Source organism: Bradyrhizobium sp. SZCCHNRI3052 (assembly GCF_032484895.1).
Lineage (GTDB): Bacteria > Pseudomonadota > Alphaproteobacteria > Rhizobiales > Xanthobacteraceae > Bradyrhizobium.
The window spans coordinates 194,130-206,523 of sequence record NZ_JAUETW010000012.1 but is presented as its reverse complement, the minus strand read 5'-3'; the positions used below and the strand labels follow the sequence as shown (position 1 = coordinate 206,523).

Annotated in this window: 10 protein-coding genes; 6 read left to right on the top strand and 4 right to left on the bottom strand. The window is 66.5% G+C overall.

Annotated features, from left to right (window positions below; genetic code table 11):
* Positions 1 to 60: 60 nt before the first annotated feature.
* The 4 genes from QW887_RS27655 to QW887_RS27640 all read right to left on the bottom strand — a co-directional run bounded on the left by QW887_RS27655 (position 61) and on the right by QW887_RS27640 (position 3,683).
* Positions 61 to 1,044, bottom strand: coding sequence for a 2-hydroxyacid dehydrogenase (locus QW887_RS27655; protein WP_315825482.1), 984 nt, complete (start codon positions 1,042 to 1,044; stop codon positions 61 to 63).
* Positions 1,044 to 1,772 (bottom strand): ABC transporter permease, encoded by a 729-nt coding sequence (locus tag QW887_RS27650; RefSeq protein WP_315715432.1) that lies wholly within the window; start codon positions 1,770 to 1,772, stop codon positions 1,044 to 1,046. The genes QW887_RS27655 and QW887_RS27650 overlap by 1 nt, the downstream gene beginning before the upstream one ends.
* 83 nt (positions 1,773 to 1,855) lie before the next feature.
* The gene (locus QW887_RS27645) at positions 1,856 to 2,656 is read right to left on the bottom strand and encodes an ABC transporter ATP-binding protein (RefSeq protein WP_316195482.1); all 801 of its coding nucleotides are present in this window, start codon (positions 2,654 to 2,656) and stop codon (positions 1,856 to 1,858) included.
* 25 nt (positions 2,657 to 2,681) lie between these two features.
* Complete coding sequence (locus QW887_RS27640) at positions 2,682 to 3,683, bottom strand: ABC transporter substrate-binding protein (protein ID WP_315752323.1); 1,002 nt, start codon at positions 3,681 to 3,683, stop codon at positions 2,682 to 2,684.
* A 122-nt stretch (positions 3,684 to 3,805) separates the two neighbouring features.
* Here QW887_RS27640 and QW887_RS27635 point away from each other — a divergent pair, with 122 nt between their 5' ends.
* From QW887_RS27635 to QW887_RS27610, 6 genes are all read left to right on the top strand, one after another.
* Positions 3,806 to 4,636, top strand: coding sequence for a creatininase family protein (locus tag QW887_RS27635; RefSeq protein WP_316195480.1), 831 nt, complete (start codon positions 3,806 to 3,808; stop codon positions 4,634 to 4,636).
* A gap of 146 nt (positions 4,637 to 4,782) precedes the next feature.
* Complete coding sequence (locus tag QW887_RS27630; protein WP_315715297.1) at positions 4,783 to 5,064, top strand: hypothetical protein; 282 nt, start codon at positions 4,783 to 4,785, stop codon at positions 5,062 to 5,064.
* Positions 5,065 to 5,410: 346 nt separating this feature from the next.
* Positions 5,411 to 7,396 carry a carbohydrate porin gene (locus QW887_RS27625; protein ID WP_316195477.1) on the top strand — a complete coding sequence of 662 codons (1,986 nt, stop codon included), beginning with the start codon at positions 5,411 to 5,413 and terminating at the stop codon, positions 7,394 to 7,396.
* A 257-nt stretch (positions 7,397 to 7,653) separates the two neighbouring features.
* Positions 7,654 to 8,964 (top strand): hemolysin family protein, encoded by a 1,311-nt coding sequence (locus tag QW887_RS27620; RefSeq protein WP_315752262.1) that lies wholly within the window; start codon positions 7,654 to 7,656, stop codon positions 8,962 to 8,964.
* 371 nt (positions 8,965 to 9,335) lie between these two features.
* Complete coding sequence (locus QW887_RS27615; protein WP_315825485.1) at positions 9,336 to 11,069, top strand: ABC transporter permease subunit; 1,734 nt, start codon at positions 9,336 to 9,338, stop codon at positions 11,067 to 11,069.
* 15 nt (positions 11,070 to 11,084) lie between these two features.
* Entirely contained in the window at positions 11,085 to 12,386 is a 1,302-nt protein-coding gene (locus QW887_RS27610) for a nitrate/sulfonate/bicarbonate ABC transporter ATP-binding protein (protein ID WP_315752264.1), read from the top strand.
* The last annotated feature ends 8 nt before the right edge of the window (positions 12,387 to 12,394 follow it).

Genomic DNA, 12,394 nt, shown 5'->3' with positions numbered 1-12,394 from the left:
CGGCAGGGACGCTCGCCACTGACGACAGCAGCGCGATCAGCATTGGGAGCGAGCGTTTCATCAGCGGCCTTTCACCGGCGTTTCCGGAACGGGCGTCAGCGGCGGCTTGCCGGCAAACCAGACCTTGAGATTGTCGACCACCAGCTGATCCATCGCGTTGCGGGTTACGATGGCAGCCGAGCCGATGTGTGGCAGCAGCACGACATTGTCCATCGCCTTGAGCTCGTCGGGTACCGCCGGCTCCTTCTCGAACACGTCGAGGCCGGCCCCGAGAATCGTGCCGGACTTCAGCGCCGCGACCAAAGCCTGCTCGTCGATCACCGAGCCGCGGGCGACGTTGACGACGACGCCCCGCGGCCCCAGCGCCTTCAGCACCTCGGCGTTGACGATTTTGTTGGTGCCGGCGCCGCCGGGCACGATCACGATGAGCGTGTCGACGTCCCTGGCCATCGCGAGCAGGTCGGGATAGTGCTTGTTGGTGACGCCCGCCGCCGGGTTGCGCGAGTGATAGACCACCGGCACCAGCGAGGCTTCGAGCCGGCGCGCGATCGCCTGGCCGATGCGGCCCATGCCGACCATGCCGACGGTGCGGTCGCGCAGCGAGCCGACGCTCAGCGGATAGGGCTTCGACGTCCACTCGCCGGAGCGCACGAAGCGGTCGGCCTTGATGAACTCGCGGCAGGTGGCGATCAGCAGACCGAGCGCGACGTCGGCGACCTCCTCGGTCAGCACGTCCGGCGTGTTGGTGACAATGATGCCGTGCTGGCCGGCATGGGCGGCCGCGATATGGTCATAGCCGACGCCGAAGCTTGCGATCATCTCCAGCTTCGGCAGCATCGCCATCACGGCGGCATCGGTCTTCACGGTGTGGAAGGTCACGGCGACGCCGCGGATCCGCCCTTTCACGTCCGCCGGCAGCGCTTCGAGATCGGCCTGCGTCGTCGCATGGTGCACGGTGAAGCCGTCCGGGAACCCTTTCTCCAGGATCGGCCGCAGCGGCCCATAGATCAGAACATCGATCTTGTCAGACGAAGTAGCCGCCATCAGTTGTCCTTTCCAAGCGCGCTCTCGTGCCAGCGCCGCAAAACGAGGTGCGAAACTAGCGCCAGCAAGCCATAGATGACAATCCCGGCGACCGACAGCAGCACCAGCGCTGCGAACATGCGGGGTATGTTGAGACGATAGCCGGATTCGGCGATGCGATAGGCGAGCCCTGAGCCCGCGCCGGCGCTGCCCGCGGCGATCTCGGCGACGACGGCGCCGATCAGCGACAGGCCGCCGGCGATGCGCAGACCGCCCAGAATGTAGGGCAGAGCGGCGGGCAATTTCAGATAGCGCAAGGTCTGCCAGCGCGAGGCGCCGTAGAGCTGGAACAGGCCGGCGAGATTGCGATCGACCGAGTTGAGCCCGAGCGCGGTGTTGGACAGCACCGGGAAGAAGCCGACGATCCAGGCGCATACGACCACCGCGGTCTGCTGCGGCAGATAGATCAGGAGCAGCGGCGCGACCGCGATCACGGGGGTGACCTGCAGCACCACGGCATAGGGAAACAGCGCCCATTCCAGCCATCTCGACTGGTTGAACAACAGCGCCAGCGCGATGCCGCCGAGCGCGGCAGCGATGAAGCCTTCGAGCGTGGTGACCAGTGTCGTCAGCAGCGACTGCGCCAGAATGTCCCAGTCGGCAACCAACGTCTTCAGGATGAGCAGCGGCCCCGGCAGCACATAGGGCTGGATGCCGTTGACGCGCACCACCAACTCCCACGCCGTCATCGCTGCGACGAAAACCAAGGCCGGAAAGGCGAGGCTCGCCAGCCGCTCGCCCGCAACGGATGTCGCTCGCTCGGAGGCACCGCTCACAGCGCATGCACTCCGGTGTAGGCCGGCGCCAACGCGTCGGAGACGCGACGGCAGTATGCGGCGTAGTCCGGCGAGGCCCGGAACGCATCATCGCGCGAGTCGACGTCGATCCGGATTTCGGCACTGAGCCGGCCGGGCCGCGCCGTCATCACCAGCACGCGCTGCGACAGGTAGACTGACTCGAACACCGAATGGGTGACGAACAGGACGGTCATGTTCAGGCTGCGCCACAGCGCCAGCAGGTCGTTGTTGAGGCGAAAGCGCGTGATCTCGTCGAGGGCCGCGAACGGCTCGTCCATCAGCAGGATGTCGGGCCGCGTCACCAGCGCCCGCGCCAGCGAGGCGCGCATCTTCATGCCGCCGGACAATTCGCGCGGGAAAGCATCGGCAAAATCCGACAGGCCGACCTGCGCCAAGGCCGCATCGATCCGCGGCCGCGCCTCCATGGCCGGGACATGCGCAAGCTTCAACGGCAATCCGACATTGTCGCGCACGCTGGTCCAGGGCATCAAGGTCGGCTCCTGGAACACGAAGCCGATGCGATGGCCCGGATGCGTCTCGGACGCGGACGCCGCGACATCGACCGCGCCGCCGCTCGGGCGCGCGAGGCCTGCGATCAGCCGCAGCGCCGTCGACTTGCCGCAGCCGGAGGGGCCCAGCATCGAGACGAACTCGCCTTTGGCGATGGTCAGATCGATCGGCCCCAGCGCGGCGACGCCGGACTCGTACACCTTGGTGACGCCGCGCAGGCGTACCGTGGTCGCGACGGCGCGCTCGGACGAAAGGGGGGAGCTCATTTGCTGAAAGTGCCGCTCAAGCGTCCTACTTCTTCGGCCGGAGATCGATGCCGACGCTCTTGTTGACGAAACGCAACGTGTAGGACTTGCGATAGTCGATCGTCGACTTGACCACGCCGGCCCGCACCATCTTGTCGAAGAAGCTGGCGATGCGCTCCTCCGTCATGGCGCCGATGCCCTTCTCCACGCTATCGCCGGAATCGACGATGCCGTACTCCTTCATCTTGGCGACCGAATAGGCCAGCAGGTCGTCTGTCATCTCCGGGTTCATCTTCTTGATCAGCGCATTGCCCGCGGAATTGTCGCCGTAGATGTAGTTGTACCAGCCGATGATCGAGGCATCGACGAAACGCTGCACCAGGTCCGGCTTGCTCTCGATCAGGTCGCGCCGCGTCTCGATCAGGGTCGAATAGGTGTTGAAGCCGTTGTCTGCGAGCAGGATCACGCCGGGCTTGAAGCCGGCGGCGCGCTCGACCGCGAACGGCTCCGACGTGACATAGCCCTGCATTGCGCTCTGCGGCGTGGCGATGAAGGGCTGCGGATTGAACGTGTAGGGGCGGACGTTCTTCTCGGAGAAACCGTATTCCGATTTCAGCCATTGATAGTAGCTGGAGATGCCTTCCTTGGAGACGAACAGGGTCAGCGGCTTCAGCTCGTCGAGCTTGGTGATCCTGGACTCCGGGTGGGTCAGGAACACCTGCGGGTCCTTCTGGAACATCGCCGCGATCGACACCACCGGCACGTTGTTGGCGACCGCGTCGAACGACATCAGCGTGTTCGCGGCCATGAAGAACTCGATCTTGCCCGAGATCAGCAGCATGCGGTTGTTCTCGTTCGGACCGCCCGGCACGATCGTCACGTCCAGACCGTAGCGCTTGTAGGTGCCGTCGGCGACCGCCTGGAAGAAGCCGCCATGCTCGGCCTCGGCGACCCAGTTGGTGCCGAACGAGACCTTGTCCAGGGTCTGGGCATGGGCCGCCGAGATCATCCCGCCCAAAGTCCCGCCGAGGACCAGCAATGCCGCCATTAACGTTCGCGGCAGAAGCGCCTGCGCCATGTCTGGTCTCCCCGGTTCTTTCTGGCTGAACATGTTAAGATCGTTCGGGTGATACCTACCCTGCCCCACGGACGAAGGAAACTGCCCGCGCGATGACCCTGCCGCCCCGCGACTGGACCGAGCTGCACTGGCCCGCTGTGGCAACGCCCGAGGCGGGAACGCCCGAGAGCGCGCGCTGGATCGCAGTGCTGCCGCTCGCCGCCACCGAGCAGCACGGCCCGCACCTGCCTCTCGGCACCGACGTCTACATCGCCGAGGCCTATCTCGCCCAGGTGCGCGCGCTGCTGCCGCCGTCGCTGCCGGTGACGGTCCTGCCGGTGCAGCCAGTGGGGATCTCGACCGAGCATATCGACTATCCGGGCACGCTGACCATGCCGACCGAGGTCGCGCTGCGGAGCTGGCGTGCGCTCGGCGACAGCGTCGCGCGCGCCGGGATCAGGAAGCTCGTGATCGTCACCAGCCATGGCGGCAACAGTGCCGCGATGACCCTGGTCGCACAGGATCTGCGCGCTGATCACCGCATGCTGGTGGTGACGACGTCGTGGTCGCGCTTCGGTGCGCCCGACGGCCTGTTCTCGCCCGATGAGCTGCGGCACGGCATTCACGGCGGCGCCGTCGAGACCTCGATCATGCTGGCCCGCCATCCCACGCTGGTGCGCAGCGATGCGATCGCCGCATTCTCCTCGCGCGGCGCTGAGATGGAAACGACCTACAAGGTGCTCTCGACGCAGCGGCCGGCGCCGATGGCCTGGCAGACGCAGGACCTGAATGCGAGCGGCGCGGTCGGCGATGCCACGCAGGCGTCGGCGGAGAAGGGCGAGCGCGTGCTCGACCACGGCGCGCGGGCGTTCTGTGCGCTGCTGGCGGACATCGATAACTTCGACGTGAACACGCTTCGCCGCGGCCCCCTGCCGGGCGGCTGAGCCAGAGATAACACTCTGGATCTTCTGATGAATCTTCGAACGGCGTCGATCGCGATCAGGCGATTCGAACCGGTTTCGAAAAGGCTCCGTCCAATTTGGCAAGCGGCCGACGCCGGCCGCCGCAACAACAAACAGGAGCCTTCACCATGTCGATCAAGACCAAGATTGCCGTCCTCGCGCTGACCGCTCTCGCCGTGACCGGCAGCATCGCCGCAACGTCGACGCCTGCCGCGGCCAACGGCTTCCATCATCACCATTGGGGCTGGGGCGTCGGTGCCGGCCTCGTCGGCGCCGCCGTCGTCGGCAGCGCCATCGCCGCCAGCAACGACGGCTACTACTATGGCGGCGGCTATCGGTACTGCCGCTGGGTGCCGCAGTACGACGTCTACGGCCAGTATGTCGGCCGCGTGAGGGCCTGCGGCTATTGATGCTGCGGCGTTCGTCGCGCCCCGCCCAACCGCGGCCAAGGCTCGCCTCGCCAAATTCGCCAAGGCCGGGCGTCTACCTGCCCCGATCTGCGGTCTCGACAGCCCGCCCGGCCGCCCGGGCGGGCTGATTGTTGCATGGACGCCACACCCTCGATCAGAAACCAGGTGAGATCGCTCGACGCTTGCTGTTGCGAATTAATCGCAATATAAATCATCCCTAAATTGCCGCGTGTCATCCACACTTCCGATCGAACATCGACGACTCCGTAATCTTCTCGTGACTGTGCGCGGGCAATCAGTTGTGACGTTGCCTGTGTCGTTTGCCTTGCCTTGGGAATCCGCCGCCATGATCCGTTCGAACTGCACCCGGGAAATGATCGCGGCCGGCGCCATGATCGCCGCGCTCGCTGCCCCCGCCGCTGCCGCCGACCTGCCGGTCAAGGCCCGGATGACGCAGACGGTGTTCGACTGGACCGGCGTCTATGTCGGCGTCCATGCCGGCTATACACGTGACCACGGCCGGGCGACCCTGACCGACCCGAGCGGCACGGTCAGCAGCGGCAGCCCTTTCAGCGGTCTCACTGGCGGCGTTCAGGCCGGCTACAACTGGGTCACCCGCTCCGGGCTGTTGCTCGGGCTCGAGGGCGATTTCAGCTTTCCCAACTATCTCACCTCCAACCACACCGTCGCGATGCTCGGCACGCCCGGCTCGAACGTCTCGGAGCTGTGGGACTATCTCGCCACCGCCCGCGGCCGCGTCGGCTACATCAGGGGCGACTGGCTGGTCTATGCCACCGGCGGCCTTGCCTGGACCGGCGGCCGCTTCATCAACACCAATGCAGCCGGCGACACCGAGAAACTGCTGACGACGCGGCTCGGCTGGGCCGCCGGCGCCGGCATCGAACGCAGCTTTGCGCCGCATTGGAGCTGGCGCCTCGAATATCTCTACAGCCATTTCGAGAACGGTGGCGTCCGCTTCTCCAACGGCGCCAGCTACAATTCGCAGCTCGACTTCCAGACCCTGCGGGTCGGGCTCAACCGGAAGCTCGACTTCGCCAGCGGTCCTGACCTGAAGCTCAAGAGCGATCCGTCCGATCCCGAATCCGACCGCTGGGAGATCCACGGCCAGGCGACCGTGATCGGCCAGGGCTATCCGGCGTTCCGCGCCGCCTACACCGGCGCCAACAGCCTGACACCCGCGCGCCAATTCCAGCAGACCTGGAGCAACAGCCTGTACATCAACGCGCGGCTGTGGGACGGCGGCGAGGTCTACTACAATCCCGAGCTGCTGCAGGGCTTCGGCCTCAGCAACACCGTCGGACTCGGCGGCTTCCCCAATGGCGAAGCGCAGAAGTCCGACTTCCCCTATCCGCACTACAACACCTCGCGGCTGTTCCTGCGCCAGACCTTCGGCTTCGGCGGCGAGCAGGAGCAGCTCGGCAGCGGCCAGCTGCAGCTGTCCGGCAAGCAGGACATCTCGCGTCTCACGGTGCAGATCGGCAAATTTCCGGTGCTCGACGTGTTCGACGGCAACGCCTACGCCAAGGATGCGCGCAAGGACTTCATGAACTGGTCGATCTGGGCGCCCGGTGCCTTCGACTACGCCGCCGACAAGCTCGGCCTGACCTATGGCGCCACCGCCGAGCTGAACCAGAGGAACTGGGCGCTGCGCGCCGGCTATTTCCTGGTCGACGCCACCTCGAACTCCAACAATTTCGACACGAACGTGTTCAGGCGCGGCAGCTATGTCGTCGAGCTGGAGACGCGCTATCAGCTGTTCTCGCAGCCGGGCCACCTGCGCACCATCGGCTTCTTCAACAACACCTTCTCCGGCAGCTACCGCGAGACGCTGGACAATCCCGCGCTCAACGCCGACATCACCCAGACCCGCCGCGGCCGCCCCAAATACGGCTACGTCGTCTCTTTCGACCAGGCGCTGTCAGACGAGCTCGGCCTGTTCGGCCGCTGGAGCTGGAACGACGGCAAGACCGAGATCATGGCCTTCACCGACATCGACAACAGCCTGTCGTTCGGCACCTCGATCAAGGGCACGCGCTGGGGCCGTCCCGATGATACGATCGGCCTCGCCGGCGTGACCAACGGGCTGTCGCGCGACCACCGCGCCTTCCTCGCCGCCGGCGGCCTCGGCCCGCTGATCGGCGATGGTGCGCTGAACTATCGGCGCGAGAACATCATCGAGGCCTACTACGCCTACTCGATCAACAAATACCTGACCTTCACGGCGGACTACCAGTTCGTCAACAACCCCGCCTACAACGCCGACCGCGGCCCGGTGTCGATCTTCTCCGGGCGGTTGCACGGGGATTTCTGAGGGCGACAGGCTGCGCCGCCGTCGAGGCCTGCAGTCGAGCGCCGATGAGAGCCACAATTCGCGCCAAAAATGGGTGTCGTCCGGGCTCAAGGCCGGGACGACAGCGGAGGATGATGCGCCCGTCGGTGCGCCAAGCTGACCTGCCGCCAGGGTGCAGTCCCCCATGCGCTTACCGCAATGCGGCATTGGGCGCTTGCCATCCCCATATGCTAGGACCTGTCTCCATTCCCCGCCCCTTCGGGCGCTCACAGGTCGAAATGCTCTCAGTCGAACTCGCCATCATCGTCGTCCTCATCGTCGTCAACGGGCTGTTGTCGATGTCCGAACTCGCGATCGTCTCGTCGCGGCCGGCCCGGCTGGCCATGCTGGCCGAGAAAGGCGTGTCCGGCGCGCGGCGGGCGCTGACGCTGGCGTCCGACCCGGGGCGATTCCTGTCGACGGTGCAGATCGGCATCACCCTGGTCGGCGTGCTCTCCGGCGCGTTCTCGGGCGCCACGCTCGGCCAGCGCCTGACGCAATCGCTGCTGGAGCTCGGCCTGTCGGCTTCCGTCGCCGACATCGTCGGCGTCGGCCTGGTCGTCACCATCATCACCTATGCCACGCTGATCGTCGGCGAGCTGGTGCCGAAGCAGCTCGCGCTGCGTGATCCCGAGGCGATTGCCGTCCGCGTCGCGCCGGCCATGCAGGTGCTCGCCAAGGTGTCGCTGCCGCTGGTGGTCCTGCTCGACCTTTCCGGCAAGCTGATCCTGACGCTGCTCGGCCGTTCCGGCGAGGCCGAGGAGAAGGTCTCGGAGGCGGAGATCCATCATCTGGTGCGCGAGGCCGAGACTGCCGGCGTGCTCGAGCCGGGCGAGAAGGAGATGATCGCGGGCGTGATGCGGCTCGGCGACCGCCCGGTCGGCGCCATCATGACGCCGCGTCCCGAGGTCGACGTCGTCGACCTCAACGACGATCCCAAGGCCATTCGCGAGCTGCTCGCCAGGAGCCCGCATTCGCGCCTGCCGGTGTCGGACGGCGAGCGCGACCGTCCGATCGGCGTGCTCCAGGCCAAGGACCTGCTGGCGGCCTATCTGCGCGACGAGACGCCGGACCTGCGCAACCTCGTGCGCGAGGTGCCGATCATTCCCTCCACCGTCGATGCGCGCGACGTGATCGCGATCCTCAAGGTAGCGCCCGTGCATATGGGGCTGGTCCACGACGAATACGGCGCGTTCGAAGGCGTCGTGACCGCGGCGGATATTCTGGAGTCGATCGTCGGCGCATTCTCGTCCGAGCAGGGTCCCCCCGAGCCCGCCTGCGTCCGCCGCGACGACGGCTCGCTGCTGGTCTCCGGCTGGATGCCGCTCGACGAGTTCGCCGACGTCCTCGCCATCGAGGTGCCGCCACATCGCGGCTATCACACCGTCGCCGGCCTGGTGCTGCAGCACTTCGGCAGCGTGCCCGAGGTCGGCCAGAGCTTCGAGCTGCAAGGGTGGCGCTTCGAGATCATCGACCTCGACGGCCGCCGCATCGACAAGATCCTGGCGACCAGGCTCGCGCCGGAGGGCGGCGAGCCGAATGTGGGGTAGCTGAACCCCTGCTGTCGCCGCAACGACAGTGCGCCCCGCCGGAGCATTCTCGCACCCGCATCGCATCTGCCATGCGATGCGACCTCCCTCGCACGCGGCGGAGGCGCAGATCGAGCGAGTGGCGCGCGATCAGGCATACCCCGGACAGCCGATGTCGCGGGAACGTGAAGACGCGGCCTGCGTATCCTTTGATAGGCCGACATGTGGTACCGGATCCCGGCCGCCGCCGCTTGATATCAAACCATCACACAGGGCACTTAGGGTACGGATTCGGTCGGCAGCCCCAGCCGGCGCGAACCAGCCCATACGCCATGACAAGCACCGTCCGCAGCCACCGCCGATGGCTGCGGACGACGAGACGAGACACGCCGATGATGCTTCAGGAGCTCCGGACCACAGTGCTGCGCGACGCCGTCCGTCCCAACATCTGGGACGTGGTCGCGCTGGTGATCGTGGTGGGCGCGATGGTGCTGATCGTCTATGGCGGCGAGCAGACCACCCAGCCGCTGTCGGCGCTGGATACCGCCCCGGTGTCGCTCGATCCGGCCAACCTTCCGCTCTACGCGCTGCGCACGACCTTGCGCATGCTGCTCGCGATCGCGTGCTCGCTCGTGTTCACCTTCGTCTACGCCGCGCTGGCGGCCAAGAGCCGGCGCGCCGAGATCGTGCTGATCCCGCTGCTCGACATCCTGCAGTCGGTGCCGATCCTCGGCTTCCTCACCTTCACCGTCGTGTTCTTCATGAACCTGCTCCCCGGCAAGGTGCTCGGCGCCGAGCTCGCCTGCGTGTTCGCGATCTTCACCAGCCAGGCCTGGAACATGACCTTCAGCATGTACCAGTCGATGCGCAACGTGCCGAAGGATCTGGAGGAGGCGACGCGCAGCTTCCACCTCTCCGGCTGGCAGCGCTTCTGGCGGCTCGACGTCCCCTATGCGATGCCCGGCCTGATCTGGAATGCGATGATGTCGATGTCCGGCGGCTGGTTCTTCGTCGTGGCCTCCGAGGCGATCACGGTCGGCAACACCACCGTCACCCTGCCCGGCATCGGCTCTTACGTCGCGCTGGCAATTCAGCAGAAGGATCTCGCCGCGATCGGCGCCGCGCTGCTGACCATGCTGCTGGTCATCACCGCCTACGATCAGCTGCTGTTCCGTCCGATCGTGGCCTGGGCCGACAAATTCCGCTTCGAGCAGACCGCCTCGGGCAATCCGCCGAGCTCGTGGATGCTCGACCTGTTCCGGCGCACCCGCGCGCTGCGCTCGCTGTCCGTCCCGTTCGCCGCGGTCAATCGCGCCGTCTCGAACCTGCGGATCAACTGGCCTAAAACCTGGAGCGGCCCGGTGCGGCACGCGCCACCGTCGCAGCTCGTCGACGGCCTCTGGCTCGCCGTCGTCGTTCTCGGTTGTGCCTATGCCGGCTGGAAGACGTACCTCTACCTCTCGGCCACGCTGGCGCCCGCCGATGTCCTCTCCGCCATCGGCTATGGCCTGATCACGCTGATCCGCGTGGTGGTGCTGATCGGGCTGGCGTCGCTGATCTGGGTCCCCGTCGGCGTCTGGATCGGGCTGCGGCCCAAGCTCGCTGAGCGCATCCAGCCGCTGGCGCAGTTCCTCGCCGCCTTCCCGGCCAACCTCGCCTTCCCGGTGTTCGTCGTGCTGATCGTGCGCTTTCGCCTCGACGCCAATGTCTGGCTGAGCCCGCTGATGATCCTGGGCACGCAATGGTACATCCTATTCAACGTCATCGCCGGTGCCAGCGCCTTCCCGACCGACCTGCGCGAGGCGGCCGCGAGCCTGCACCTGACCGGCTGGCGCTGGTGGTTCAAGGTCGTGCTGCCCGGAATCTTCCCCTATTACATCACCGGCGCCATCACCGCCTCGGGCGGCTCATGGAACGCGGCGATCGTCGCCGAGGTCGCGAGCTGGGGCGACACGCATCTGACGGCGTCGGGGCTCGGCGCCTACATCGCCGCGGCGACGGAGCGCGGCGACTTTCCGCGCGTGGTACTCGGCATTGCCGTGATGTGCATCCTCGTCACTCTGTTCAACCGGCTGCTGTGGCGGCCGCTGTATGCCTTCGGCGAGCGCCGGCTGCGGCTCGGCTGACCGGGAGAGATCATCATGCGCGACCAGGTCAAGGACACATCGCTGATCGAGATCAAGAGCGTCAGCCGGCTCTTCCCGAAGGGCAGCGGCGAGGATCTCGTCGTGCTGGAGAAGGTCGACCTCACGATCCGAGCCGGCGAAATCGTCGGCCTGCTCGGACGCTCCGGCTCGGGCAAGTCGACCCTGCTGCGGATCATCGCCGGCCTGGTGTCGCCATCCTCAGGCGAAGCACGATGCCGCGGCGAGATCATCGCCGGCCCCCCTGTTGGCGTCGCCATGGTGTTCCAGTCGTTCGCGCTGTTTCCCTGGCTCACCGTGCTGCAAAACGTCGAACTCGGCCTGGAGGCGCTCGGTGTCGACAGTGCCGAGCGGCGCAAACGCGCGCTGGCCGCGATCGACCTGATAGGTCTCGACGGTTTCGAATCGGCTTTTCCAAAAGAGCTGTCCGGCGGCATGCGCCAGCGCGTCGGCTTCGCCCGCGCGCTCGTCGTGCATCCTGACCTCCTGCTGATGGACGAGCCGTTCTCCGCGCTCGACGTGCTCACCGCCGAGACGCTGCGCACCGACCTCGTCGATCTCTGGACCGACGGCCGGCTGCCGATCAAGTCGGTGCTGATGGTGACGCACAACATCGAGGAAGCGGTGCTGATGTGCGACCGCGTCCTGGTGTTCTCGTCCAATCCCGGCCGCGTCGCCGCCGAGTTCAGGATCGACCTGCCGCATCCGCGCAACCGGCTCGATCCCGCGTTCCGCCAGCTCGTCGACAGTCTCTATGCCCGCATGACGCAGCGGCCCGAGCCGAAGCTGCCGAGCACCGCCAGCGCCGGCGTGGGCATGGTGCTCAACCACGTGTCGTCGAACTCGATCTCCGGCCTGATCGAGACGCTAGCCGGCGAACCCTATAATGGGCATGCCGACCTGCCGGTGCTGGCGGGCCATCTGCAGCTCGAGGTCGACGAGATCTTTCCGCTGGCCGAGGCGCTGCAGCTCTTGCGCTTCGCCCAGCTCAGTGAAGGCGACCTGACCTTGACCGAGGACGGACGGCGGTTCGCCCATCAGGAGACCGACGAGCGCAAGAAGCTGTTCGCGAAGCATTTGATGGAGAACGTGCCGCTGATGGGGCTGATCCGCCGCGTGCTCGACGACCGCCCCTCGCACGCCGCTCCGGCTGCGCGCTTCCGCATCGAGCTCGAGGACTACATGTCCGAGCACTACGCCGACGAGACCTTGCACACCATCGTGTCATGGGGCCGCTATGCCGAGCTGTTCGCCTATGACGAGCAGTCAGAGACCTTCAGCCTGGAGAACCCGCATTGAGGCCAGCG